The 25,206-nt window shown below is 60.3% G+C and carries 31 protein-coding genes and 3 tRNA genes; 22 read left to right on the top strand and 12 right to left on the bottom strand.

Annotated elements, in window-relative coordinates; genetic code table 11:
• Position 1: 1 nt before the first annotated feature.
• The 9 genes from NMA58_RS08130 to NMA58_RS08090 all read left to right on the top strand — a co-directional run bounded on the left by NMA58_RS08130 (position 2) and on the right by NMA58_RS08090 (position 3,851).
• A complete protein-coding gene (locus NMA58_RS08130; protein WP_434712929.1) occupies positions 2-199 on the top strand; it encodes a hypothetical protein in 198 nt (65 codons plus the stop codon).
• Entirely contained in the window at positions 199-453 is a 255-nt protein-coding gene (locus NMA58_RS08125; RefSeq protein WP_434712927.1) for a hypothetical protein, read from the top strand. Before NMA58_RS08130 ends, NMA58_RS08125 begins: the two co-directional genes overlap by 1 nt.
• Positions 446-748, top strand: a complete 303-nt coding sequence (locus tag NMA58_RS08120; protein ID WP_434712925.1) for a hypothetical protein — start codon at positions 446-448, stop codon at positions 746-748. Before NMA58_RS08125 ends, NMA58_RS08120 begins: the two co-directional genes overlap by 8 nt.
• Positions 745-1,092, top strand: coding sequence for a hypothetical protein (locus NMA58_RS08115; RefSeq protein ID WP_221124153.1), 348 nt, complete (start codon positions 745-747; stop codon positions 1,090-1,092). Before NMA58_RS08120 ends, NMA58_RS08115 begins: the two co-directional genes overlap by 4 nt.
• A complete protein-coding gene (locus tag NMA58_RS08110; RefSeq protein WP_434712923.1) occupies positions 1,085-1,483 on the top strand; it encodes a hypothetical protein in 399 nt (132 codons plus the stop codon). Before NMA58_RS08115 ends, NMA58_RS08110 begins: the two co-directional genes overlap by 8 nt.
• Positions 1,483-1,749: a hypothetical protein gene (locus NMA58_RS08105; RefSeq protein WP_434712921.1), complete on the top strand. Its 267-nt coding sequence runs from the start codon at positions 1,483-1,485 to the stop codon at positions 1,747-1,749. The genes NMA58_RS08110 and NMA58_RS08105 overlap by 1 nt, the downstream gene beginning before the upstream one ends.
• Positions 1,750-1,787: 38 nt before the next feature.
• The gene (locus NMA58_RS08100) at positions 1,788-1,958 is read left to right on the top strand and encodes a hypothetical protein (RefSeq protein WP_434712920.1); all 171 of its coding nucleotides are present in this window, start codon (positions 1,788-1,790) and stop codon (positions 1,956-1,958) included.
• Positions 1,955-2,407, top strand: coding sequence for a hypothetical protein (locus tag NMA58_RS08095; RefSeq protein WP_434712919.1), 453 nt, complete (start codon positions 1,955-1,957; stop codon positions 2,405-2,407). Before NMA58_RS08100 ends, NMA58_RS08095 begins: the two co-directional genes overlap by 4 nt.
• A 70-nt stretch (positions 2,408-2,477) precedes the next feature.
• Positions 2,478-3,851, top strand: coding sequence for a hypothetical protein (locus tag NMA58_RS08090; RefSeq protein WP_434712918.1), 1,374 nt, complete (start codon positions 2,478-2,480; stop codon positions 3,849-3,851).
• A gap of 207 nt (positions 3,852-4,058) precedes the next feature.
• Here NMA58_RS08090 and NMA58_RS08085 read toward each other — a convergent pair whose 3' ends face one another.
• Both NMA58_RS08085 and NMA58_RS08080 read right to left on the bottom strand, forming a co-directional pair.
• Positions 4,059-4,544, bottom strand: coding sequence for a DUF192 domain-containing protein (locus tag NMA58_RS08085; protein WP_183701004.1), 486 nt, complete (start codon positions 4,542-4,544; stop codon positions 4,059-4,061).
• A 1-nt stretch (position 4,545) separates the two neighbouring features.
• Positions 4,546-5,124, bottom strand: coding sequence for a cold-shock protein (locus NMA58_RS08080; RefSeq protein WP_064802232.1), 579 nt, complete (start codon positions 5,122-5,124; stop codon positions 4,546-4,548).
• A gap of 194 nt (positions 5,125-5,318) precedes the next feature.
• On the opposite strand from NMA58_RS08080, the gene gloA reads away from it, so the two are divergent.
• From gloA to NMA58_RS08055, 5 genes are all read left to right on the top strand, one after another.
• Positions 5,319-5,759, top strand: a complete 441-nt coding sequence (gloA, locus tag NMA58_RS08075) for a lactoylglutathione lyase (RefSeq protein ID WP_085778026.1) — start codon at positions 5,319-5,321, stop codon at positions 5,757-5,759.
• Between the two features lie 165 nt (positions 5,760-5,924).
• Positions 5,925-6,992 (top strand): D-Ala-D-Ala carboxypeptidase family metallohydrolase, encoded by a 1,068-nt coding sequence (locus tag NMA58_RS08070; protein ID WP_434712916.1) that lies wholly within the window; start codon positions 5,925-5,927, stop codon positions 6,990-6,992.
• Positions 6,993-7,190: 198 nt separating this feature from the next.
• A tRNA-Glu gene (locus tag NMA58_RS08065) sits at positions 7,191-7,265 on the top strand.
• 75 nt (positions 7,266-7,340) lie between these two features.
• Positions 7,341-7,415, top strand: a tRNA-Glu gene (locus NMA58_RS08060).
• 173 nt (positions 7,416-7,588) lie between these two features.
• Positions 7,589-7,663 (top strand) — tRNA-Glu (locus NMA58_RS08055).
• 47 nt (positions 7,664-7,710) lie between these two features.
• Here NMA58_RS08055 and recJ read toward each other — a convergent pair.
• From recJ to NMA58_RS08030, 5 genes are all read right to left on the bottom strand, one after another.
• The gene (recJ, locus tag NMA58_RS08050) at positions 7,711-9,513 is read right to left on the bottom strand and encodes a single-stranded-DNA-specific exonuclease RecJ (RefSeq protein ID WP_434712915.1); all 1,803 of its coding nucleotides are present in this window, start codon (positions 9,511-9,513) and stop codon (positions 7,711-7,713) included.
• Positions 9,514-9,593: 80 nt separating this feature from the next.
• Positions 9,594-9,839: a hypothetical protein gene (locus NMA58_RS08045; RefSeq protein ID WP_097598613.1), complete on the bottom strand. Its 246-nt coding sequence runs from the start codon at positions 9,837-9,839 to the stop codon at positions 9,594-9,596.
• A gap of 215 nt (positions 9,840-10,054) precedes the next feature.
• Entirely contained in the window at positions 10,055-11,380 is a 1,326-nt protein-coding gene (locus NMA58_RS08040) for a homoserine dehydrogenase (RefSeq protein ID WP_434712914.1), read from the bottom strand.
• 62 nt (positions 11,381-11,442) lie between these two features.
• Positions 11,443-12,660 (bottom strand): LL-diaminopimelate aminotransferase, encoded by a 1,218-nt coding sequence (locus tag NMA58_RS08035; protein ID WP_097598741.1) that lies wholly within the window; start codon positions 12,658-12,660, stop codon positions 11,443-11,445.
• 222 nt (positions 12,661-12,882) lie between these two features.
• Complete coding sequence (locus NMA58_RS08030; protein ID WP_097598615.1) at positions 12,883-13,296, bottom strand: hypothetical protein; 414 nt, start codon at positions 13,294-13,296, stop codon at positions 12,883-12,885.
• Positions 13,297-13,442: 146 nt separating this feature from the next.
• Here NMA58_RS08030 and NMA58_RS08025 point away from each other — a divergent pair, with 146 nt between their 5' ends.
• Positions 13,443-15,311: a PHA/PHB synthase family protein gene (locus NMA58_RS08025; RefSeq protein ID WP_434713392.1), complete on the top strand. Its 1,869-nt coding sequence runs from the start codon at positions 13,443-13,445 to the stop codon at positions 15,309-15,311.
• A 208-nt stretch (positions 15,312-15,519) separates the two neighbouring features.
• Positions 15,520-16,857 carry a tlde1 domain-containing protein gene (locus NMA58_RS08020; RefSeq protein WP_434712912.1) on the top strand — a complete coding sequence of 446 codons (1,338 nt, stop codon included), beginning with the start codon at positions 15,520-15,522 and terminating at the stop codon, positions 16,855-16,857.
• A 39-nt stretch (positions 16,858-16,896) separates the two neighbouring features.
• Here the strand turns inward: NMA58_RS08020 and NMA58_RS08015 are convergent, their stop codons facing one another.
• On the bottom strand, positions 16,897-18,054 hold the full coding sequence (locus tag NMA58_RS08015) for a pyridoxal phosphate-dependent aminotransferase (protein WP_434712911.1): 1,158 nt from the start codon (positions 18,052-18,054) through the stop codon (positions 16,897-16,899).
• 203 nt (positions 18,055-18,257) lie between these two features.
• Here NMA58_RS08015 and NMA58_RS08010 point away from each other — a divergent pair, with 203 nt between their 5' ends.
• From NMA58_RS08010 to NMA58_RS07985, 6 genes are all read left to right on the top strand, one after another.
• On the top strand, positions 18,258-19,016 hold the full coding sequence (locus NMA58_RS08010; RefSeq protein ID WP_434712910.1) for a DsbA family protein: 759 nt from the start codon (positions 18,258-18,260) through the stop codon (positions 19,014-19,016).
• Between the two features lie 160 nt (positions 19,017-19,176).
• A complete protein-coding gene (gene aroQ / locus NMA58_RS08005) occupies positions 19,177-19,614 on the top strand; it encodes a type II 3-dehydroquinate dehydratase (protein WP_430960556.1) in 438 nt (145 codons plus the stop codon).
• A gap of 20 nt (positions 19,615-19,634) precedes the next feature.
• Positions 19,635-20,114, top strand: coding sequence for an acetyl-CoA carboxylase biotin carboxyl carrier protein (gene accB, locus NMA58_RS08000; RefSeq protein ID WP_085778016.1), 480 nt, complete (start codon positions 19,635-19,637; stop codon positions 20,112-20,114).
• Between the two features lie 9 nt (positions 20,115-20,123).
• Positions 20,124-21,473, top strand: a complete 1,350-nt coding sequence (gene accC / locus NMA58_RS07995; RefSeq protein ID WP_085778015.1) for an acetyl-CoA carboxylase biotin carboxylase subunit — start codon at positions 20,124-20,126, stop codon at positions 21,471-21,473.
• A 7-nt stretch (positions 21,474-21,480) separates the two neighbouring features.
• On the top strand, positions 21,481-22,095 hold the full coding sequence (aat, locus tag NMA58_RS07990; protein ID WP_434712909.1) for a leucyl/phenylalanyl-tRNA--protein transferase: 615 nt from the start codon (positions 21,481-21,483) through the stop codon (positions 22,093-22,095).
• A gap of 75 nt (positions 22,096-22,170) precedes the next feature.
• Positions 22,171-23,097, top strand: a complete 927-nt coding sequence (locus tag NMA58_RS07985) for a DUF2167 domain-containing protein (protein ID WP_434712908.1) — start codon at positions 22,171-22,173, stop codon at positions 23,095-23,097.
• Positions 23,098-23,168: 71 nt separating this feature from the next.
• Here the strand turns inward: NMA58_RS07985 and NMA58_RS07980 are convergent, their stop codons facing one another.
• The 4 genes from NMA58_RS07980 to NMA58_RS07965 form a co-directional block, all read right to left on the bottom strand.
• A complete protein-coding gene (locus NMA58_RS07980) occupies positions 23,169-23,609 on the bottom strand; it encodes a DUF2155 domain-containing protein (RefSeq protein WP_097598622.1) in 441 nt (146 codons plus the stop codon).
• A gap of 114 nt (positions 23,610-23,723) precedes the next feature.
• The gene (locus NMA58_RS07975) at positions 23,724-24,122 is read right to left on the bottom strand and encodes an NADH:ubiquinone oxidoreductase subunit NDUFA12 (protein WP_011425152.1); all 399 of its coding nucleotides are present in this window, start codon (positions 24,120-24,122) and stop codon (positions 23,724-23,726) included.
• Positions 24,123-24,224: 102 nt separating this feature from the next.
• Entirely contained in the window at positions 24,225-24,698 is a 474-nt protein-coding gene (locus tag NMA58_RS07970; RefSeq protein ID WP_434712907.1) for a GNAT family N-acetyltransferase, read from the bottom strand.
• A gap of 4 nt (positions 24,699-24,702) precedes the next feature.
• On the bottom strand, positions 24,703-25,206 hold the full coding sequence (locus NMA58_RS07965; RefSeq protein WP_434712905.1) for a GNAT family N-acetyltransferase: 504 nt from the start codon (positions 25,204-25,206) through the stop codon (positions 24,703-24,705).

The raw sequence follows: 25,206 nt of genomic DNA, 5'->3' as shown, positions 1-25,206 counted from the left end.
GATGAAGGACCTGACGGTTTCCGAACGCGTTGTCGTTCGCATGCTCGAGGCGGCTTGGAGCGCCTACCTCACCCTACCCCATGAACGAGACGACGAGGCCATGGAATTCCGGCGCAAGCTGGATGAGGTCGCGGCCGTCGTGAAGATGCGTCCCGCACGCCGGGCCGCTGCTGAAGCTGAATTTGGGAGGAAGCTCTAATGCAGGTGGGAATGATCCAGGGGCATACCCGCATCCTCGGGAAGTCACAAGGTTATCTCGGCCTGCCCGTCCGCGACATCGTAGTTAACGACACGGTCAACGGACCAGAGACGCCAGCGATGCAAACAGCGTGGCTTCCGACGCCGGACGAGATCGCTGCAATCGCCGCCGGGGCGCCGATAATCCTGCAAATCCTTGGCGTGAGTCACCCCCCAGTCATGGTTTTTGTTGGAGAGGTGCCGTCAGATGGCTGACGAGAGCAGGAATGTAACCGGCGGACCGGCCTTCCCGATCGTCACAACCGAGACGAATGAACATGGATTTACCTTCCCGTTCGTCGAGCCCGGCATGAGCCTGCGCGATTGGTTTGCTGGGAAGGCGCTTCCTATCTGCATCCAGCAGCTCGGTGAAATCGACGACGCGGATTTCGACCAGCTTGGGCGGATCCATGGGATCAGCGGGAAGGTTGTCATCGCCGATCTGGCAGCGCGCATGGCTTACGCGCATGCGGATGCCATGATCGTCATCCGGAGAGGTGGCGCACCATGACCTCCGGCCGAATCACTTGCCTCAATCCGAATTGCCGGCGTACCGCGGCGGCAGATCGCTATCCGGGCTGCCGGCATATTATCTGCGGAAAGTGCTGGAAGCAGCTGCCCACGAGGACGCGCGCCCGACACAAGCAGCTGAACGCTCGATCGCGAACGCTATTCAGGCTCTCTCGCAAGGCAAAATACGGCGACGCGCTGCGCACTACGCAGTGGCAGACGATCGAGCGCCAGTACGACGGCGCCTGGGATCGGCTCAATCAAACTATCATTCGATATTTCACCGCCGCCGAGCTGCCGCCGGTCGGACTCGAAGATTTCCTAAAGGAGAACGGCATTGGCTGAGATAACCGCAAGCCAATTCGCGGCTTTCAAGAGCGCGTTCTACAACAATTCCGGCGACGAGACCGACGACCCTTTCGTGAAGGCGTTCGAAGCGATCGGATGGAGTGTCCCGAATTCGGAACAGCCGACCGGGATTGCCCGGGAAGTTTTCGGGGTAAAGATCCCGTTCGTCGCCGATTGCCTCCGAACCTACGCGGACGTTCTCCGCCGCGGCCATATTGATACGGCTGGTCATTACTTCCCCGTCGATATCGAGGAAGCCGCGGACATGCTCGAGGCCGGCGAAGCAGGACTGCTGGAGATAGCCCGGGCTCTGGTCGACTCCCTCGCACAGACACCCGAGCGCGCCGTGGCTTGGTCGGCGCTGCGCATTGCGGTGGAGAACGCTTGATGACGACCGGCGTGATCTCAAAGCTGCAGGATCTCGCGAAGATCAATCGCCTCGGCAACAAGGGCGCGCTCGCCGACGCACTGGACGAAGCCGCCGAGCTGCTCACAGAAGCCGACGCGCTGATCCGCGATTTCCCCGTCCTAATCTTCCGCACGCCTGGTGTCCGATCGGTAGTCGGTGCCACCGAGAGCAGCGAATATGCTTATCGGATTGGTGAGTGGACCCGCCGTCGGGACGCTTTCCTTGGCAAAGGCGGCAAGCGATGAAGACAATTGGCGATATCATAGCCTTCAATGAGACGCGCATGCGCGAGGCCGAGGGCGAAATCGAGCGTATTAACGAGCTTCCGCACAACGATCGCGTCACCGATGCTGAGCGCGATAAGTGGATTGCGGGCTGGCGAGAAGTCCGCGCGGTCTGCCGCGACACCATCTCTTACCTTCGCGTGTTGGAAAAGCGGGGTGATCGGGCATGATCCAGGTCGAGCGCCACATGTTCACCGTTGCGGAAGTTGTAGCCGCGGTACTGCCGAATGTCGGCCGGGCCCGCGAGATCGAGCTGCGCGTCGACGCCGACGGCTATGTCGTCATCGATATCGTCGCGCCCGCCGCCGCGCAGCCGGCTGGACAACAGGAACCTACCGCAGACGAAATTCGGAAATGCAGGCCGGACACAAAGGCAGAACCGGATGTGTCCAGCAATCCGCCCGCCTCCGAGCCGGGCCCACGCGAAGATGAGGCGCGCGGCCTCTGCCGCACGCCGCTGTTCCGGGCATTTCTGGAGGTGAAAACAGAGGAAGCGGCCCTGAAGGTGATGGCCGATCGCTGCCACGTGCCGCGCCTCGCGGATCTCGACCGCACCCGGTCGAATGGAATGAACCTGCGCCATGTCATTGAGGAGTTCGAGGCGTGGAAGATCACCTGAGCAATAAAGCGTGGCCGCCAATCTCTCTTGACGACTTGATGCCACACGATCAGGTTCTCGAGGCCTATCCGTGGCTAAGTGCCCAGATCCTGAACCGTTGGCGGCGCGAGCGCGCGATCCGTGTCTTCAAGGGGAAGGAGGGGAAGCCTGTGTATCCCCTGGCCGACCTCGCGATCGCCATAAATCAGGAGACGAAATGCGACGAAGACGATCCGAACGCCAGCTATTCGAGTACCGAGGTCAGTGGATCGGACAGGAGGCGGGACGACCCGGCTTCTACCGCTACTGGTACGATGACGGAAGCCGACGCGTTAAGAGAAAGGCTCTACCTGGCGAGAATCTCGAACAGGCGAAAGAAGAACTCGTAAAACTGCTGGGGAATGGTGCGCCATCCAAAAAGGCGCCCACCGAGGTCTATCTGTTCGATGTCCTTCAGCATTACCAAGACAATTATGCCGAGCCGAAGGGATACAAGCAGGTTGCCGCCGCGAGACGCGCGGCGGACCTGATCCTTGGCGCGCTCAAGGCGATCGATATCCCCTCGCCGGTCGTTGCAGATCTGACCCGCATCCGGCAGCAGCGATGCTGGGAGAAGATCTCGGAAATGGAAAAGCTCACACCAAAATCCATCTACACCTACATGATCTCGGTTCGGGCTGCGATCAATTACTCCGCAGTTCCGCAGGTCATCAAGATTGATGGGAAAGAGCACGAGGTGCAGCTCCTCGACGCTGCCGTGCCTATATTTTGCAATGAGGAGGAGATTGCGGATCATCTCAAAGCCGACGTCTCAAGGCCAAGGGATTACATTCCGACCTATCAGGATCTCGGTCGATGGATCGACGCGATCGATGAGGAGGATGACTTCCGGTTCGTCATCATCATGCTCAACACCTGCGCCCGGAACGAAGCCATCTTCGATCTAGACATTTCAAAGCAGGTGAACTTCGAGTACGGCACGATCGACCTCAATCCGCCCGGCCGCCGGCAGACGCGCAAGCGCCGGCCGATCATCCGTATGACCACAAATCTTGCTGGCTGGTTTGAGCACTGGAACAATAGCAAGCCTATTCGACAATATCAGGACACGGTCGAGAAACGCCTCAACAAGATCGGCAAGCCGGTGATCGACGGTGGCACCCAGGGGGTCAACCTGCCCGAGATGACGTGCTATACGCTCCGTCACTTCATGGCGACGAACCTAAGACGCGCGTCTTTCCCAGTCTCGAAAGAGCAGCGGTCGAAGTGGTTGGGTCATGCGGTGAAGGAGGGCTCGAAGACGACCGATTGGTACGAGACTTTCGACCCCGATTATCTCGAGCAGCCAATGCGTGCGACTGAGGAGATCATGGCGAAGCTGCAGAAGCACACCAAGCGGGCCCTCTTCGCTCCGAGCACTAAAGCGAACGGCCGCGTCAGGGTTATCGACGGTGGGAATTTGTGAGAGCACCGTGGGTGATAATCCCAAACGTTCTTCGGACGTTCTGGGTTTATTTGGGCGAGAATCCCGGTTTTCCGGAAGCCCATTTGGGCTCGTCTCCGGTTTGGGACCAGAGGGTCGGGAGTTCGAATCTCTCCACTCCGACCATTCAATATTCTGATTTCTTGGATTTCTTGTTGGCCACATCGCACCTCGCGAGCTGGTGTGCCGTCACTTCGCCTTCGTCGTCGTGGCGCTCACGATTCTGTCGCCCGGCTTGATTCCGAATTTGCCGACGATGCCGGCATTGAGTTCGACGACGTATTTCACCGGGCTCATCGAATCGATGATCTCGCGTGAATAGGGTTTTGCGTTTTCCTTGATGTGGCGGATCGTGCCGGTGTCGTCGGCAAAGAGCATGTCGAGCGGCAGGATGGTGTTCTCCATCCACATGGCAACGCGCCGTGTTTGCCCGAAATCGAAAATCATGCCGGCGTCATCAGCCATCGACTTGCGAAACATCAGCCCGCGGGCGCGCTGATCACCGGTGGCGGCGACCTCGACCGTAAAATGCAGCATCTTGCCGGCGGCTGTCTGGATGAGCAGTGGCTCCTTTTCGAACCGCATCTCCTCCTCAGCCAAAGCCGGCAGGGCGACCAAGAAAAAAAGCGCCATGACGGCGCTTCTGATCGCATGAAACAGGACGATGCCGCGCATGTCAGTGCGACCGGCTTGCCGGGCTCGGAACGTCGGGATGGATCTCTGCGGCCATCAGGCCCTTTTCGCCATCGCCGAAGCGGACGAGGACCACCTGGCCGGGGCGCAGCTCCGTCAGCCCGAAGCGGCGCAGCGTCTCCATGTGCACAAAAATGTCTTCGGTGCCCTCACCGCGCGTCAGGAAGCCGAAGCCCTTGGTGCGGTTGAACCACTTGACAAGCGCCCGCTCGAGCCCGCTCGTGGCGGTGACCTGCACATGGGTGCGCACCGGCGGCAGCTGCGAAGGATGAATGGCGGTCGACTGATCCATCGACAGGATCTTGAAAGCCTGGTAGCCGCGCTCGCGGCGCTGGACGAGAGCGACGATGCGCGTCCCCTCGAGGATCGTCTGATAGCCGTCGCGACGCAGGCAAGTCACGTGCAGGAGAACATCCTGCATGCCGTTATCAGGCACGATGAAGCCGAAGCCCTTGGCGACGTCGAACCACTTGACGACACCGGTGATTTCAACAAGATCGACCGCTTCCGACGACAGCTCGTCGACATCGGTGTATGCGTTCGATGAAATCCTATCAGCCATTATCGCCAGCCCCTCGAATACGCGTCACACTGTTACGGTTAACTGATTCTTGAAATCAAGATTAACATCTTGGTAACGGATAAGCGCAAGTCCTAGTTTTCGGTTATTCCCAGCTGCACATTTTATAAAGATGACTTGCCCGAAGCTGACCTCGGCTCGCCAAAAAGGCCAGCCCCTATAAAGGAGTAGATAGAATGCGTTATCTTCATACGATGGTTCGCGTCAAAGATCTGGACGCTTCGCTTGCCTTCTATACCACGCTGTTCGGACTGGAGGAGATTCGCCGCCACGAAAACGAGAAGGGCCGCTTTACCCTGGTTTTCCTGGCCGCTCGCGACGATCTCGACCGTGCGCGCAGCGAAAAGGCGCCCTGCCTCGAGCTCACTTACAACTGGGATACGGAGGATTATAGCGGAGGACGCAATTTCGGCCACCTCGCCTATGAGGTGGATGATATTTACGCGATCTGCCAAAAGCTGATGGATAACGGCATTACCATCAACCGGCCGCCGCGCGACGGCAACATGGCCTTCGTGCGCTCGCCCGACGGCATTTCGATCGAAATCCTGCAGAAGGGAAGCCCGCTTCCGGCCGCCGAACCCTGGGCTTCCATGGGCAATACCGGCGCCTGGTAATGGTTTTGGCCGCAAGGCTTTTGCGAAGCTTGCGGCTTTTGCGATTTCGGGTCCGGCCGGCGCCTTGACGCTTGCCGCGATCCGGCCCCGCAGGCAATCTCCCGGTGACTCGAAGCGGAAGATGGCGATATCTCGCCGTTTTCGCATCAACCGGAGACCGATTGCTTGCGTGACCTTGAGATGCGGATGCCCATTAAGGGCGCATTGCTGATCGCCACCTCGATGCTGGCGCTTTCCGGCTGCGTATCGAACAAGAAGACGCTCGATTCGGCCGCAGTTGTTCCGGCGACGGCGGCCGCAGCGCCACAGCTTGGCGCAACGGCGCCCGTGAAATCTGCCCCGCGCTCAGTCTATACCGACCCCCGCCTCGTCAATGTCTCCGGCGCCGAGGCCGCGCCACAGGTCGTGGCAGGCGATGCGAATGCCGCCGTCCCGCCGGCCGATCCGGCAATGGTGGCGCCTGCCAATATAGGCGGGCTCGTCATGCAGTCGACACGGATCAATGCGCAGGCGATGAGCATCTTTTCGGATCACCAGCCGCCGCCACAGAACAACAGCACGTCCACCGTCATTCAGCCGCAGGCCTATGCGCCCACGGAAGGAATGGCCCCTACAAAAAGCAGCGTCTACAGCCAGCCGATCATGCCCTCACAGCCGGCCGCCCCGGTGCTGCCGCAGCAATCGTCCGAAAATTCCGGCACGCAGCCTGCGCCCGTACAAACAGCCTCGCTGGCGATGGGCGGTATGCCCGCCTCGACGACAAACGCGCTTTACAGCGCACCGAAGCAGAACCTGCTCGGCAGTCTTTCCGGCCTTCTGCACAAAGCCGCCCTGCCCGGCATGACGCGTGTTGCGCCGAACGGGCTGCACGTCCAGAACGACAATGTCGAGGTCGGCTGCTTCAAACCGGACCTGCTGAAAGTGATCAAGACGGTCGAAAACCATTTCGGCCGGCCTGTCATCGTCACGTCAGGCTATCGCGACGAAGAACATAACCGCCTGGTTGGTGGGGCTGACGAATCGATGCACAAGAGCTGTGAGGCCGCGGACATTCAGATCGACGGCGTCTCCAAGTGGGATATCGCCGCGTATATAAGATCCTTGCCGGATCGCGGCGGGGTCGGCACCTATTGCCACACCGACTCGGTCCACCTCGACACCGGGAAGACCCGGGACTGGAACTGGGGCTGCGGCGGCAAACGGGCACCCTTAACCACCGCAAGAGCGATCTGACATCGTCGACGCGAAGTTCCCTCACCCAACGTCAGCTGGATTTCACCTGCTTCTGGAAGGCTGTACAAGCCTTTGATTCGCCAGTGGTAATTTTAAATAGTACTGCCACTGGAATATCTGTCATTTTTTTGAAAAAAATCGAATTTGCCGCTTGCGGCTTTCGAAGGTGCTGACTATAAGGGCGCCACCACGAAGGAAGCGCCCTTCGTCTATCGGTTAGGACACCAGATTTTCATTCTGGGAAGAGGGGTTCGACTCCCCTAGGGCGTGCCACTTTCTCTCCATACAGAAGCCATCGCATCCGCTTGCAGAAGCTCGCGCGCACGCCTATTTTATCGAGGCTGGCCTGCGCCCTTCGTCTATCGGTTAGGACGACAGATTCTCATTCTGTAAAGAGGGGTTCGACTCCCCTAGGGCGTACCATCGAAATTATGATTGCCGCCAACCACCGATCGGTTTGATATTCCAGCCATCCACCGCCCGTAGCGCCGTGGTTTTCCACAGCTCAAAAAAATCGGCGAAAACTGTGATTTTTTCGCGCCTTGGCGCTTGCGGCTTTCGAAGGTGCTGACTATAAGGGCGCCACCACGAAGGAAGCGCCCTTCGTCTATCGGTTAGGACACCAGATTTTCATTCTGGGAAGAGGGGTTCGACTCCCCTAGGGCGTGCCACTTTCTTCCTTTAATTTTCTCATCCGAGACTCTTTTTCGTGACCGTTCTATTTCGCTGGCGCTGCGTCGCAGACGCGCAGCTGGACGCGGCGTGCGCCTTGATAATGTTCGGCGCCGAGCGAGCCTGCGACATGGAGGCTCGCGCCGCGTGAATTGATGAGAAGATTGCCGAGGCCGGTATCGGCGGCGCGAAAGGCGATTCCATCGAGCCGCGACCCGTCCATCGCCTCCAGCGTCACCTTCACATGTTTCTCGCCGACGAGGCGCGCGTCTCGCACCCGATGCGCCGGTACGGCAAAGAGCGGCTGAGCGTGGCCGGAGCCATAGGGACCGGCGGCTTCCAGGCGGTCAATGAGTTCAAGCGTGGCGCCGCTTGCGCCGATTGCGCCATCGATCTTCAATGTCTCGTTGGCGACGAGGCTCGCCACCGTCCTTGCGGCCTTCTCGGTAAAGAAGGTCCTCAACCTGCCGAGATCGGCGCGCTCGACCGTCAGCCCCGCCGCCATGGCATGGCCGCCACCCTTGATGAGGATGCCCTCCTCGACCGCAGCCCGCACCATCCTGCCCATGTCGAAACCATTGATGGAGCGGCCTGAGCCGGTGCCGCGGCCGGAGGGATCGAAAGCGATCGCGAAGGCGGGCCGCTTGAATTTCTCCTTCAGCCGCGCGGCGATCAACCCAACGATGCCCGGATGCCACTTCTCATGGGCGGTGACGATGACGGAGGCGCCCTCGCCGTCGCCATATTCGGCCAGCGCCTCGGCTTCCGCCTCCTGCAGCATCATCGCCTCCATCGCCTGACGTTCACGGTTCAGCTCGTCGAGGCGCTGTGCGATCATTTCCGCCTCACCGGCATCATCGAGCGTCAGCAGGCGGCTTCCGAGCGCGGCATCGCCGATCCGTCCACCGGCATTGATGCGCGGGCCGATCAGAAAGCCGAAATGATAGGGGGTCACGGGGCCCGCGAGCCCCGCCTTGCGGAAGAGCGCGGCGAGCCCGGCATTGCTCTGGTGCCGGGCAGCAACCAGCCCCTTCACCACATAGGCGCGGTTGAGCCCCTTCAGCGGCACGACATCGCAGACCGTCGCAAGCGCCACGATGTCAAGCCATTGCAGCAGGTCGAGCGCCAGGATGCGTTTGTTGCCGGCCGCGCGCAACAGCCGCAATGTCGCGACCAGCACCATGTAGACGACGCCGGCTGCGCAAAGATGCCCCTGCCCCGACAGATCGTCTTCACGGTTCGGATTGACGAGCGCATGGCAGGGCGGCAGCTCATGTGTCACCTGGTGGTGATCGATGACGACGACATCGATGTTGCGCGCGGCAGCGGCCGCAAGCGCGTCCTGACTGGTGGAGCCGCAATCGACGGTGACGATCAGCCTGGCGCCATTGTCGATCAGCTGGTTGATCGCCGCCGGATTGGGGCCATAACCTTCAAAGATGCGGTCGGGAATGTAGATGTTCGCCTTGATGCCGAAATGGCTTAGAAAGCGGAACATCAGCGCCGAGGAAGCCGCGCCGTCGACGTCGTAGTCGCCGAAAATCGCCACGCGCTCGCCGCGCTCGATTGCAAGCAAGAGACGGGTTGCCGCCTTCTCGCAATCGGTCAGCGTGTGGGGATCGGGCATCAGGCTGCGGATCGTCGGGTCGAGGAATTCGACCGCTTCGTCAACCGGGACGCCGCGTCCTGCGAGAACGCGGGCGATCAGATCCGGCAGCCCGTGAACCTGCGCCATGGCGAGCGCCCGGTTCTGGCCAGCCTGGTCGAGTCTTGCAACCCAGCGATTGTCGAGTGCGGATTTCTCCACGCCGAGAAACGCGCGCTGTACCGGATCGACGAGATCTGCCATGCCAAACTCCGCTGACTTCATCTGTTCTTTCTACAGGAGCAGCGGAGATAACATAGGGACGGATTTCCAGACACGGATTTTTACCAGAAGATCAGCCAGACGATCACGGCGATGCCGCCGATCTGCACCAACAAGACCGAAAACAGCGTCAGCAGAATGGCCCAGTTGCGGCCTTCCGTATGTTCGTCGTCAAAAGCCTCGTCATGGCTCACTTCACGAATGTCACTGTGCAGCGGCTTGAGGATGTCCGCAAACATCGCAGGGCGGGCTGGCGGCACCTTGCTCGGACTGCCATGCTCTTTTCCGGCGTGGCTGTCCTTGCTCATGAAATGCTCCACGCCGACGACTCACCATCTGTGGTTTTATTTATAGCAGTATTTCGGCATCTGGTAATATAGACTTCCGCAAGGGGAGGCTGAACGATTAACAAAAAATCCGCCCTGCCAGAGACAGGGCGGTTCATACTTCGGAAAACGCTTTAACACTCTGAAGCTGCGCATCGTGCTTTCCGAAAATCGAATCCGATTTTCGGGCCGACGCGCTAGGCTTCTTCTTTCGGCCGTTCGATACGGATTACCTGCGGCTCGCCGAAGAGATAGCCTTCCGACTTTATCGAAGCGACCGCCCTGCGCACGGACTCCTCCATCGTCGCATGGGTGACGAGAATGATCGTCTGGTGATGCGATGGAGCCAGGTGCTGCGTGGAGCGCTGAACGATCGATTCGAGCGAGATGTGGTTTTCCGCCATGCGGGTGGCGACGCTTGCAAAGACGCCGGTGCGGTCGAGCACAGTCAGGCGGATGAAATATCCGCCCTCGTGACTCTGCATCTGTGCCTTGCGGTAAGGCTCCAGCGCCTTTGCGGGATGACCGAGCACCGGCACGCGCTGAGCGCCCGGCTGGCTCTTGGCGATATCGGCGATATCGCCAAGCACGGACGAGGCCGTCGCATTGCCGCCAGCGCCTGGTCCGACCATCAGCAGTTCGCCGAGGACGTCGGACTCAATTGCCACCGCATTGGTAACGCCGTCGACTTGGGCGATGACGGAATCGACCGGGACCATGGTCGGGTGTACACGCTGTTCGATGCCGGTCTCGGTGCGCTGGGCAACGCCGAGCAGCTTGATGCGGTAACCGAGTTCGGCCGCGGCGTGGATGTCCTCGATCGAGATATTGGTGATGCCTTCGAGATAGATATCGTCGGCTGCGATGCGATTGCCGAAGGCAAGCGTCGTCAGGATGGCGAGCTTGTGGGCGGTATCGTTGCCCTCGATATCGAAGGCGGGATCGGCTTCGGCATAACCCAGCCGCTGCGCTTCCTTGAGGCATTCGGCGAAGGAAAGCCCCTCCTTCTCCATCTTGGTCAGGATGTAGTTGCAGGTGCCGTTCATGATGCCGTAGATGCGCGAGACGGCGTTACCCGTCAGCGATTCGCGCAGCGCCTTGATGACGGGGATGCCGCCGGCGACCGCCGCCTCGAAATTCAGCAGCGAACCCTTCTCTTCCGCGATCGTCGCAAACTCGACGCCGTGAAAGGCGAGCAGCGCCTTGTTGGCTGTCACCACATGGAGACCGCGCTGCAGCGCGGCGCGCACCGAGACGTTGGCAGCCCCTTCGGCACCGCCCATCAGTTCGACGAAGACGTCGATATCACCCTTTTCAGCCAGATCCTCAGGCCGATCGAACCAGGTGACGGCAGAAAGATCGACGCCCCGGTCTCGCGTTTTGTCGCGGGCGGAAACCGCAGTAATCGTAATCGGACGTCCGCAGGTGACGGCAAGCTCGTTGCTTTTCTGCTGAATGATGCGGACAAGCGAGGCGCCAACGGTGCCTAAGCCCGCAATGCCGATTTTGAGGGCATCTGCCATGGATCGATCCTGAAATGTCTGTGTGGCGGCAGCCGCCGAATGCGGCTGCCCAAGAGTTGGAATTAACGGTGGGCGTTCAGCGAGATGACGTTATGCATCGTCTCGTCTGCCGTCGACATGAACTTTTTGATATTGCGCGCAGCCTGACGGATGCGGTGTTCATTCTCGACAAGCGCCAGACGGACATAGTCGTCGCCCATCTCGCCGAATCCGATGCCGGGAGCAACGGCGACGTCGGCCTTCTCGACCAGCAGCTTGGAAAACTCCAGCGAACCGAGATGACGGAACTTTTCCGGAATTTTCGCCCAGGCGAACATGGTGGCTGCCGGCGGCGGCACTTCAAAGCCTGCCTTGCCGAAGCTTTCGACCATGACGTCGCGGCGGCGCTTGTAGACGTTACGGACTTCCGCAATGTCGGAACCATCACCGTTCAGCGCATGCGTCGCCGCCACCTGGATCGGCGTGAAGGCGCCGTAATCGAGGTAGGACTTGACGCGGGTGAGCGCAGCGATCAGCCGCTCATTCCCGACGGCAAAGCCCATGCGCCAGCCGGGCATGGAAAAGGTCTTCGACATCGAGGTGAACTCGACCGTCACATCCATTGCGCCCGGCACTTCGAGGACCGAAGGCGGCGGAGCGCCGTCGAAATAGATCTCCGAATAGGCAAGATCGGACAGCACGATGATGTCGTGCTTCTTGGCGAAGGCGACGACGTCCTTGTAGAAATCGAGCGTCGCGACAAAGGCCGTCGGGTTCGAGGGATAGTTGAGGATCAGCGCCAGGGGCTTCGGGATCGAATGCCGGACCGCGCGCTCAAGCGGCGGGAAGAAGGTCTCGTCCGGCTCCACCGACATCGAGCGGATCACGCCGCCGGCCATCAGGAAGCCGAAGGCGTGAATCGGATAGGTTGGATTCGGGCAGAGGATCACGTCGCCGGGCGCGGTGATCGCCTGCGCCATATTGGCGAAGCCTTCCTTGGAGCCGAGGGTGGCGACCACCTGCGTATCCGGGTTGAGTTTGACGCCGAAGCGGCGGGCATAATAGGCGGCCTGGGCGCGGCGCAGACCGGGAATGCCCTTGGAGGAGGAATAACGGTGCGTGCGCGGATCCTGCACGACCTCGCAGAGCTTATCGACGATCGCCTGGGGGGTGGGAAGGTCAGGGTTTCCCATGCCGAGATCGATGATATCGGCGCCGCCCGCTCGCGCGCTTGCTTTCAAACGGTTGACCTGTTCGAAAACATAAGGCGGCAAACGCCGGACTTTGTGAAACTCTTCCATTTCATTCCCCATGGAAAGGCGGCATTTCGGGCCGCGGTCGAAGTTCGTTCCGTCTCCCGGCGGCTGCGACACGAACTTCACAATCGCAGCGCCGTATTCATCAGACCCAAGCCAAGCGGCAAATCTTTGACGGAAAAGCCGCACAACCACGCATTATCGGGAAAATCGCATCTTCCGATCCATCCGGAAGGCTTTGCGTCCAAATTGCCTGAAAGGCAAGGCTTATTTGGATATTTCGGAGAGCGTCTGCGGACCATGCTCGGCGGCGAGGCGGCGCATTTCGGCGACCTTGGCCTGATATTCGGCTTCCGAGATCGTGCCGGCCTTGCGCCGGCCGGCAAGCGCGGTCAACTGATGCTGCAGTTCGGCCGCCTGCTCATCGCTCATCTGGACGTTGGCCGCCGTCAGCGGCGCACCGAAATTCGGATAGCCGTCCGGTGATTTTGTCAGACCGCCTTCGACAGCCTCGCCCTTGGTTGCCGGCATGACGACGGCGGTCGGCGCCGCTCGCTTGGCGGCAGCTGCGGCTTTTTCCTCCGCCGTCAGATTGCATCCGGCAAGGGTCATCGCCGCCGCGGCGCAGATCAATGCGGTGCGGTTGAAGGTTGCGATGCGCCGAATGCCGTTCTTGATCATGCCTCAAAATCCAGTTCTGATTGCCTCGACTGTTAAATTTGTCGCAGCCACAAAGCAATAGCACGAGCCGATGCGGGTGGAACTTGTTTTCTCGTTCGGTCACGATGTACAACAAACGGATAAAAAGAGTGCTGCCGCCGGAGGAAATGGTGACCGACAGCAAGCAGGAGAGTGGCGGCCAGAAGAATGGCGACAAGACCGGTTTCGACGCAACCGATCTCGAACCCTATCTGCTGAAGGATCCCGAGACCATGGCGATGAATTTCGCCCGGGCGCTCGAAAATCTCGGCCAGGCCGCCTCGGCTTGGCTTGCGCCGCGCGAACGCGGCGAGATCTCCGAAAGCTCCATCGATCCGATGACCGACATGGTCAAGACGCTTTCGAAGGTCAGCGAATACTGGATTTCCGATCCCCGCCGCACCTTCGAGGCGCAGACCCAGCTGATGTCCTCGTTCTTCGGCATCTGGATGCGCTCGATGCAGCGCTTGCAGGGCACGCGTGGGATGCAGGGCGAGCCCCTGCCGCCCGAGCCCGACACCCGCAAGGACAAGCGCTTTTCCGACGAGGATTGGGAGAAAAATCCATTCTTCGATTTCCTCCGCCAGGTCTATCTCGTCACGAGCGATTGGGTGGACAAGCTGGTGTCGGAGACCGACGGCCTCGACGAGCACACCAAGCACAAGGCAGAATTTTACGTGAAGCAGATCACGGCAGCTCTTTCGCCGAGCAACTTCATCGCTACCAACCCGCAGCTTTACCGCGAGACCATCGCAACCAACGGCGAAAACCTCGTGCGCGGCATGAAGATGCTCGCCGAGGACATCGCTGCCGGAAACGGCGAGCTTCGCCTTCGACAGACCGACATGACGAAATTCGCTGTCGGCCGTGACATGGCGCTGACACCGGGCAAAGTCATCGCCCAGAACGATATCTGCCAGATCATCCAGTACGAAGCCTCGACCGAAACAGTGCTGAAGCGGCCGCTGCTGATCTGCCCGCCCTGGATCAACAAGTTCTATATTCTCGACCTCAACCCTCAGAAATCATTCATCAAATGGTGCGTAGACCAGGGCCAGACCGTCTTCGTCATATCCTGGGTCAACCCGGATGCGCGTCACGCCGAGAAGGACTGGGGCGCCTATGCCCGGGAAGGCATCGATTTCGCGCTCGAGACGATCGAGAAGGCGACCGGCGAGAAGGACGTCAATGCCGTCGGCTACTGCGTCGGCGGCACGCTGCTGGCCGCAACACTGGCGCTGCACGCCAAGGAGAAAAACCGGCGCATAAAGACCGCGACTCTCTTCACCACTCAGGTCGACTTCACCCATGCCGGCGATCTCAAGGTCTTCGTCGACGAGGAGCAGCTTGCCGCGCTCGAAGAGCATATGAAGGCGGCCGGCTATCTCGACGGCACGAAGATGTCGATGGCCTTCAACATGCTGCGCGCTTCCGAGCTGATCTGGCCTTATTTCGTCAACAGCTATCTCAAGGGCCAGGAGCCCCTGCCCTTCGACCTGTTGTTCTGGAACGCCGATTCGACGCGTATGGCGGCGGCAAACCACGCCTTCTACCTGCGAAACTGCTATCTCCGCAATGCGTTGACGCAGAACGAGATGATCCTCGACGGCAAGCGCGTATCGCTGAAAGATGTGAAGATCCCGATCTATAATCTCGCAACGCGCGAGGACCACATCGCGCCTGCAAAATCGGTCTTCCTCGGCAGCCAGTTCTTCGGCGGCAAGGTCGAATTCGTCGTCACCGGCTCGGGACATATCGCCGGTGTCGTCAACCCGCCCGACAAGAAGAAATACCAATTCTGGACGGGCGGCCCGGCGAAGGGAGACTATGAGACCTGGCTCGAGCGAGCCAGCGAGACGCCGGGATCGTGGTGGCCGCATTGGCAGGCCTGGATCGAGTCGCAGGACAGTAGACGCGTTGCGGCGCGCAAACCCGGCGGCGATGCGCTGAACGCGATCGAAGAAGCACCGGGAAGTTATGTGATGGAACGCACCTGAGACGCCAGCAGGCATCTCTTTTTGAGACATCCCAAGAAACAGCGATATCGCGTAAACAAATTAGAAACCATAATTCGTCATCCTCTCAAAACAGTCGGAAGTCGCAGGCGGCCTAAATTCGGCCCCTTTGCGCCCTTACCGGCCCCGGCGAAGTTTTAGTCAGTCAGTGCCGCCGGCCTGCGTAGCGAGTTTGAAAGACGAGTGTAGTATGGCGTTTGCGGTAGGGACGTTGGATAACGTCGCCCCTCTTGGCGGATCTGCTTTGCGTTCGCACAGATCTCGCGGTTTTCTTTACGGTGTCGTCGGCGCCGGGCTTTTAACCTCAACATGGATGATCGCGACCTTGGCAACGATGCATTCGGTCGCCGCGCCCTTCTCTCCAGCAGGCAGCCTGGCACAGATCGGCGCCACCCCGAAAGTGGCGTCGTCAACTCGCCTTGAAAGGTTGATCCATGTCGGCAAGGGTGACCGGCTGACTGCCTTCAACGCGAAGCCGAAGATGCCGCTGACGGCAAGCCTCATCCAGTCTCACGCCGAAAAGACCGCCGCCGCCGCAACTGCATTGGCGGCTCTGGCGAAGAACAATCGGCTGACCGTGACTGCCGAGCAACCGGTCGTCGCCGCGATTTCCGACAGCGCCAAGTTCCGCAAGGATGATGCGATCGCGCCGCCGCCGGTCGAACTCGCCTCGGCAGAGATTGAAGAAGACGACGGCAACCGCATCATCGTTCCGTCGAAGGAGGCCGTCGCAGCGGCCCAACTCCAGGCGATGCTCGCGCTTGCCGATGCCGACCCCCGGCAGATCGCACCCGCCCCGATCGAGCCAGTCGCCTCTCCCGTCAGGACCGCCTCGGTTCCTGCAACAGAATCCGCTCCGGTGCAGGTCGCAGCGGCAGAGGATCAACCCTTCGATCTCGTCCTGTCACCCGATACAGGTTCCGTGCCGTTACCGATGGCGCGTCCGGACGGACTCATCGGCAAACCGGCGCCGACGGCCAAGGGTGCGCAGCGCTCTGCCGGGCCTGCCCTTGCCTATGCCCAGCCAAACTCGCCGATAGAGGACGATGAGGACGATGCCGTGCCGCGCTACGACAAGCCGGTCTTCTCGCCGAAACTGCGGGCAGGTGTCGCGATCTATGATATCGAAAACAGCACCGTCTACCTGCCGAGCGGCGAACGGCTGGAGGCTCATTCAGGTCTCGGCAAGATGCGCGACAACCCGCGCTACGTCGACAAGAAGATGCGCGGACCGACGCCGCCGCATACCTATGTCCTCACGATGCGCGAGGCTCTGTTTCACGGAGTCGAAGCGCTGCGCTTGACACCGGTGGAAGGCTCGGATGCCATCTATGACCGCGTCGGCCTGCTTGCCCACACCTATATGCTCGGCAAGAACGGCGATTCCAACGGCTGCGTTTCCTTCAAGGATTACAAGCGCTTCCTGGCCGCCTACAAACGGGGCGAGATCAAGCAGCTCGTGGTGGTGCCGCGGCTGAACAACAAGCCGGCTTCGACGCTCGCTTCGCTGTTTTCGTCGCGCAGCTGATTTAGAGCACGTGGGCAAGCAGCCGCTTGCCCCGCAGCCCTACTTCAGCCAAACTGCTATCCGCTCCACCGCCTCTGCGATCTCTGCTTGCGAACCCGCATAGGAGAGACGCAAGGTTCGATGTCCCTCCAGCGGATCGAAATCAAGCCCCGGCGTCGCCGCAACGTTGATTTCTGCAAGCATGCGTTTGGCAAAACCCATGCTGTCATTGGTGAAGCGCGAGACATCGATATAGGCGTAGAAGGCACCGTCCATCGGCGAAGCGGGCGCAAGGCCGATCCTGGGCAGGCGGTCGAGCAGCAGCGCTCGGTTTGCGGCATAGCTCGCCTTGACATGATCAAGCTCTTGGCTTGCGCCAAGTGCGGCCACCGCTGCGATCTGGGAGAGCTCGGGCGGCGAGATATAGAGGCTCTGCGCCACGCGCTCGATCGGCCGCACCAGGCGCTCCGGCAGCACCATCCAACCGATTCGCCAGCCCGTCATGCAGTAATATTTGGAGAAGGAGTTGATGACGATCGCCTCGTCGGTCAGCTCGAGCGCGCTCGCTTCCTCGCCGGCGAAGGTCAGCCCGTGATAGATCTCATCGGAGATGAAGGCGATGGATTGGGCCGCGCAGTAGTCCGCAAGCGCCTTCAACCCGTCACGGCCGGTCACCGTGCCGGTCGGATTTGCGGGACTTGCAAGCAGTACGCCTTTGAGCCTGACGCCGCTTTGCTGCTGTGCCGCCTCAAGGCTCTCGGGTGTCAGGGTAAAGTGGGTCTCGGCCGTCACCGGCACTTCGAGAACCTTCAGCCCCAGCGCGCCGAGAATGTTGCGATAAGCGGGATAACCCGGTCTCGCGATCGCCACGGCATCGCCGGCATCGAAAAGCGACAGAAAGGCGAGATTGAACCCTGCCGAGGAGCCTGTGGTTATGGCGATGCGCTTGGGATCGATCTCCAGGCCGTGACGGTCCCTGTAGTGCCAAGCAAGTGCGGATTTCAGCCGCGCCGTCCCCAGCGCATCCGTATAACCGATCCGGCCTTCGAGGAGGGCGGCGTTTGCCGCTTCGAGGGCAGCTCGAGGCGCGGGATGCGAAGGTTGGCCGACCGCCACCGAGATGACGGGATGGCCGGCTGCCCGCCGCTTCGTCGCCTCCGCCAACACGTCCATGGCATGAAAAGGCTCGACTTCGCTGCGTTTCGATATGGAAAACAAGATCGCTTCTCGCTCGGCTTCTTGGCTGTTGGCCAGACAATTGCCGCATTAATCGGCTCATCACAATCCCGCGAGGGCGGCGCAGGGATGAAAATTCCTGTTTGAGCAGAACTCGACGCACCGTACCTTGACGCGACGCGTTCAAGTCCATAACCCGGCGACGGTTTCTCGACCAAGACCACATCGCCGATGACGAGGATATCATGGCCTTCTTCTCAAAAAGCTTCACCGCACTGGCGCTCGCCGCATCGATCGCGCTCCCGTTTCCAGCGGCAGCGCTCGACGATCAGCAGAAGAAGGAGTTCGGCGAATTCATCAAGCAATATCTGATCGAGAACCCGGAGATCATGCTTGATGTCCAGGAGGCGCTGCAGAAGAAGCAGGAAGCCGCGCGGCTGGTGAAAGCCAATATGGCAATCGAGGAGAACACCGCGAACATCTTCAATTCGAAGGATGACGTCGCGCTCGGCAATCCCAAGGGCGACGTGACGGTCGTCGAATTCTTCGATTATAACTGCACCTACTGCCGTCACGCGCTTCCCGACATGCAGGCGATGTTGAAGAAGGACACGAACGTTCGCTTCGTGCTCAAGGAATTCCCGATCCTCGGGCCGGATTCGGTTGCCGCCCACAAAGTGGCCGACGCCTTCCGCAGGCTGGCGCCTGCGAAATACGCCGACTTTCATGTCGCCCTTCTCAGCAGCGAAGGCCGCGCCTCGGAAGACAGTGCGATCGCCGTCGCAGGCTCTCTCGGCGTCAGCGAGGACAAGATTCGCGCCGAGATGGCTAAGAGCCCGAATGACGGGATCGTTCAGGCGACCTATCAGCTTGCCTCCAGCCTCGGCATCAGCGGCACGCCCTCTTACGTAATCGGCAACGAGCTGGTCCCGGGCGCAGTCGGGCTCGACGATCTCGAAGCCAAGGTCAAGAACATGCGCAGCTGCGGCAAGACCGCCTGCTGAGGAAGCGGGCAGCCGACCGGCCGCTCATCAAATCGCCAGAATCGAAGCGTTTCAGCCATGTGGACAAATGTGGCGCGATTCCTGCCGGCCAACCCGTAAGGGCTTTCATTCAGCCCTCGCGGAGTCTATAGGTTGCCGTCGTGCATTTACGGAACATTCGATGACGCAAACGATTTTTGTCCTGAACGGCCCAAACCTGAACATGCTGGGCAAACGAGAGCCCGGCATTTATGGCGGCAAGACGCTCAAGGACATCGAGGCAAACTGCAAGGCAGCCGGGCGCGAACTCGGCTTTGATATCGATTTCCGTCAGAGCAACCACGAAGGCACGCTTGTGGACTGGATCCACGAGGCCGACGAAAAAGCCGCCGGCGTCGCCATCAATGCAGGCGCCTACACGCATACGTCAGTCGCGCTGCACGACGCGATCCGCGCTATTTCGATTCCCGTCATCGAGCTCCACATTTCCAACGTCCATGCACGGGAAGAGTTTCGCCACAAGTCGATGATCGCACCGGCATGCAAGGGCGTGATCTGCGGCTTCGGGCCTCATAGTTACATCCTGGCGCTGCAAGCGCTGAAGAACATCACGGCATAAGAAGAAGACAGGGCAACACCATGGCTGAAAAGAAATCGGGTATCGATCAGGCACTGATCCGCGATCTCGCCAACATCCTCAACGAGACGGATCTGACGGAGATCGAGGTCGAGCAGGACGACTTGCGTATCCGCGTTTCCCGCGGCGGCACGCCGCAATACGTCCAGGCACCGATCGCTGCACCGGCCTTTGCCGCTGCTCCGGCAGCAGCCGCCGCTCCGGCAGCCGCCGCTGCCGCGCCTGCCGCAGCCCCCGGCCGCAACCCGGCGAATGTCGTCAATGCGCCGATGGTCGGCACTGTCTATATGGCGCCGGCTCCGGGCGCACGTCCGTTCATCGAAATCGGCGCCACCGTCAAGGAAGGCCAGACGCTCATCATCATCGAAGCGATGAAGACGATGAACCAGATTCCTTCGCCGAAGTCGGGCAAGGTGACCGAGATCCTCGTCGACGACGGACATCCCGTCGAATACGGCCAAGCTCTCGTCGTCATCGAATAGGCCCAAGCCATGATTTCGAAAATCCTTATCGCCAATCGCGGGGAAATTGCCCTTCGCGTGCTTCGGGCCTGCAAGGAGCTCGGCATTGCCTGCGTCGTGGTGCATTCCACCGCCGACGCCGATGCCATGCACGTGCGCCTTGCCGACGAAAGCGTGTGCATCGGTCCGCCCTCCTCGCGCGAGAGCTACCTCAACATCCATCAGATCGTCGCCGCCTGCGAGATCACCGGCGCCGATGCCGTGCACCCGGGTTACGGCTTTCTGTCGGAGAACGCCAAGTTTGCCGATATCCTGGAAGCGCACGGCATCACCTTCATCGGGCCGACGGCGGATCACATCCGTATCATGGGCGACAAGATCACCGCCAAGACGACGGCGCTGGAACTCGGCATTCCCGTCGTTCCCGGCTCGGACGGCGAAGTGAAGACCGAAGAGGATGCGCTGCGTACGGCCGCCGAAATCGGCTATCCCGTGCTGATCAAGGCAACGGCCGGCGGCGGCGGGCGCGGCATGAAGGTCGCCAAGAGCGAGGCCGATCTCATCGAGGCCTGGTCGACGGCGCGTACCGAGGCGGCAGCCGCCTTCGGCAACGATGCCGTCTACATGGAAAAGTATCTCGGCAAGCCGCGCCACATCGAAATCCAGGTCTTCGGTGACGGTGAAGGCAATGCCATTCATCTCGGCGAACGCGACTGCTCGCTGCAGCGCCGCCACCAGAAGGTCTGGGAAGAAGCCAATTCGCCTGCACTCAATGTCGAGCAGCGCATGAAGATCGGCCAGATCTGCGCCGATGCCATGAAGAAGCTGAAATATCGCGGCGCCGGCACGATCGAATTCCTCTACGAGAACGGCGAATTCTATTTCATCGAAATGAACACCCGTTTGCAGGTGGAGCATCCGATCACGGAAGCGATCACCGGCATCGACCTGGTGCATGAGCAGATCCGCGTCGCCTCCGGCGGCGGCCTGTCTGTGACGCAGGACGAGGTGCATTTCTCCGGCCATGCCATCGAATGCCGGATCAATGCCGAGGATGCGCGCACCTTCGTGCCCTCCCCCGGCACGATCACGCATTTCCATGCGCCGGGCGGCCTTGGCGTGCGCATCGACTCCGGCGCCTACCAAGGTTACAAGATCCCGCCCTATTACGACAGCCTCATCGGCAAGCTGATCGTGCACGGCCGCACGCGCGTCGAGTGCATGATGCGCCTGCGCCGCGCGCTCGACGAATTCGTCGTCGACGGCATCAAGACGACGCTGCCGTTGTTCCAGGATCTCGTCTCCAACCAGGATATCGCCAACGGCGACTACGATATCCACTGGCTGGAACATTACCTCGCCAACACGCCAGCGGCATAGGACAGGAATGGCAGGATCGCGCAGGAAGTCACCAGGCATAACCCCTGACATCCTCCTGCGCGCCTATTCCATCGGCCTCTTTCCGATGGCCGAGTCTGCCGACGACCCGGAGATCTTCTGGGTCGAACCGGAATTGCGCGGCGTTCTGCCGCTCGGTGATTTCCACATATCGAAAAGCCTCGCCAAACGTGTGCGCAGGAAACCCTTCGAAATCCGCTTCGATCACGATTTCGACCAGGTGATCGCGGCTTGCGCGGAGGAAACATCGGGACGCCCGAGCACCTGGATCAACCAGACGATCCGGTCGCTTTATTCCACGCTGTTCGAAATTGGTCATGCCCATACCGTTGAAGCCTGGGAAGGCGATCAACTGGTCGGCGGCCTCTACGGTGTCTCGCTGGGTTCGGCCTTTTTCGGCGAAAGCATGTTTTCACGCCGGACGGACGCCTCGAAAATCTGCCTTGTACACCTGGTCGACCGGCTGAGGGAAAAGGGTTTCACGCTGCTCGACACGCAATTCACCACCGAACATCTGAAAACGTTCGGAGCGATCGACGTGCCGAAGGCCGAATATGCGCTGTTGCTCGCCAGCGCGATGGAATCGCCACACCTGGAGTTTTAAACGTGATCGTTTCATCCCAGCGTTGATTTTCGAGCCGACTCGAATAGGTTCGGCCATGAAACGGGGGATAGAATTTTGAAACGATATTATGCGGCCACACTCCTTTTTGTCTTGTTTGCGGGTCAGGCCGAAGCACGCCCGTACCAGGAGATGTTTCCTGGCAGGGCTTTTTCGGATGCAGAAAAACCACTGCTGCAAAAGCTCGATTTTCAGCAGGGTGCGATCAAGCTGCCCGCTGCAAAGGCGACGCTGAACATGCCGGAAGGCTTCTACTATCTCAATTCCGCAGACACGAAGAAGGTGCTGGTCGATATCTGGGGAAATCCGCCGCAGGCGGCGGAGGGAACGATGGGAATGATCTTCCCGGCGAAATACGCGCCGACCGATATCGGGGCCTGGGGTTCCATCGTCGAATACAGCGCCGACGGGTATGTCTCAGACGCCGACGCCGCCACGACCGATTACGATGAATTGCTGCAGAAGATCAAGGATTCGATCAGGGAAAATAACGTCGAGCGCGAAAAGCAGGGTTTTAAAAAGATTACGCTTGTCGGCTGGGCCTCGACGCCGCATTACGACAAATCTGCGCATGCGATGCATTGGGCGCGCGATTTGCTGTTTGGCGATGATGCGCAAGCCCCGCATACCCTTAACTATTCGGTACGCGTTCTTGGTCGCCAGGGCGTATTCGAGTTCGATTTCGTTGCCGGCCTGAATCAGTTGAAGGAGATCGAGCAGGTCATTCCGACCGTCACGACGCTCGTGCAGTTCGACAAGGGAATGGCCTATACCGACTTCGTCGAAGGCGACAAGATCGCAGCCTACGGAATGGCCGGGATGATCGCTGCGGGTGCTGGCGCCAAGATCGCCGCAAAGGTAGGGCTACTGGCGCTTGCCGCCGCCTTCCTCAAAAAGGCCGGCATCCTTATTGTCGTCGTGCTTGGCGGTGCGCTTCGGTTTGCCAAAGGTCTTTTCACGCGAAACAAGACACCCACGGCATAGGCTCGCTGCCTAGCCAGGGGACGGCGCCGAAATTGTGAAGCTTTTTCGGCGTCTGTCCCAGCTGATATCAATCAACGGGCCGGCGCCTTGGCGCTGTCGGGTGCCGGGACGTCTGAGCTTGTCTTGCAGTCCTTCAGCCAGACGTCATAGATCGGGTGCTCTACGGCGTTGAGACCGGGACTGTCGGCGAACATCCAGCCGGTGAAGATGCGGCGAATCTTGCGGTCCAGGGTAATTTCGTCGACCTCGACGAAACCGTCGATCTTCTGCGCTTCAGCCTGGTCGCGCGAATAGCAGGCTTTCGGCGTCACCTGTAGCGCGCCGAACTGTACCGTCTCATTGACATAGACATCGAACGTCGTGATACGGCCGGTGATCTTGTCGAGGCCGGAGAACACCGCAACCGGATTGTCGATGCGTGCGGCATGCGCCGCACCCGGTGGAAGCAGAGCCGAGAGCGCCAGCAGCGATCCGGCGCCACGCAGGACCATGTTCCGCGTGAAGAGCTTCATATGCACCCGTCTCCAGACATTTTCGGTTCACGGCCGCGATCCAGCGCGGCCAACCTGCGGGTAAAGGTCAATTGTGGCCAAAAGCCGGGCTTGCGATCGCCCGGTCGAGCCGTCTCAGTTGCCGGGCGTCCAGGCGTCGTAATCGCCGGTGACGCGCGGCCGCTCGCCGGGAACCGCGAGTGAGCCCGGCGGTCGGTAAGCCTGCGGCGAACCGGTGAGGTTCGGACGATGCGCCTTCTGCCATTCCTTGGCGACATAGTTTTCCTTGGACGGCGGAACATCGGTGCGATGATGCATCCAACCATGCCAGCCCGGCGGAATGGCGGAGGCTTCCGCATAACCCTTGTAGATCACCCAGCGCTTCGGCAGGCCATAGGAAGACATGCCGCCTTCATAATAGACGTTGCCGAATTCATCCTCGCCGACGCGCTTGCCAAAACGCCAGGTCGCAAAACGCGTGCCTATCGTCTGACTGTTCCACCAGGTGAAGATTTGAACCAGAAGATTCCGCATGTCTTTTCCTTGTGCCCGCCAGTGCGGGCCAAACCAGAATTTAGCTCCCCGCTTATGCCGTCGCCAAGCCGAATTGTCCAGCGATTCCACGAGAGGCAGGGGTCATTTCAAGGCCATCTTGAAGCCGATATGCGAAGGCTTGAAGCCAAGCCTTTCATAGAAACGATGGGCATCCTTGCGCATGGCGTTCGAGGTCAGCTGTACCAGCCGCACGCCGCGGCTTTTTGCCTCGGCAACGGCGAATTCGATCATTCCAGTGCCGATGCCCTCCCCGCGCATGTCGGCCCGCGTCTGCACCGCCTCAATGATCATCGTCGAAGAACCGCGGCCCGTCAGCGAGGTCGTGAGCATCGTCTGGAACGTGCCGACGACTTCGCGGCCGCGCTCTGCGACATAAAGCGTCTGGTCGGGCGAAGCCTCGATGACTGCGAAGGCCCTGGCATAATCGGCAAAAGCCTCGGCATCCGTGGTATCGCCGTGACCGCCGAGAGCATCGGCAGCAAACAGCGCCACAAGCGCCGACAGATCGTCGCTGCGCGCTTCGCGAATGAGAATATCGGACAATTCGACCGCCACGGTCTCAATGCCCTTCGATCGGTTTTTCGAAAATCAGCGAGGGAATGCCGGATTGTCCGGGCGCGCTGTTCTCATTGCGGCCGGCTTCGGTGAAACCATGCGCCTGGTAGAAGGCGATCGCCGCCGCATTCTGCGGCTCGACTTCCAGACGCATGATCTCGGCATCCGGAAAGCAGGATTCGAGCTCGGCGAAGATATCGCGGCCGATGCCCTGGCGCTTCAGCGACGGGCTGACGTAGAGGAGATGCAGCATGACCGTTTTCGTCAGCGCCTGCGACATCGCTGCATAGCCCACGCCGCCGATGTTGCGGCCATTATCGGCGACGAGGAACTCGGCATCCCTGCGCACCAGCCGCGCCTTGAGCGCTGCCGGAGTAAAGAGATGGGCGATCAGATCGTCCACCTTTGTTGTGCCGTGGAGCTCGTCATAGGTGGCGTGAAAGCTCTCCACCAGAAGAGATCGTACCTTCTCGAGGTCGCGCTCGCCGGCGGTGCGGACGAAATACAC

This window comes from Rhizobium sp. YTUHZ045 (assembly GCF_051124255.1).
Taxonomy (GTDB): Bacteria; Pseudomonadota; Alphaproteobacteria; order Rhizobiales; family Rhizobiaceae; genus Rhizobium.
Note: the sequence above shows the minus strand (reverse complement) of the source record. Positions and strands in the feature narration are given on the sequence as shown.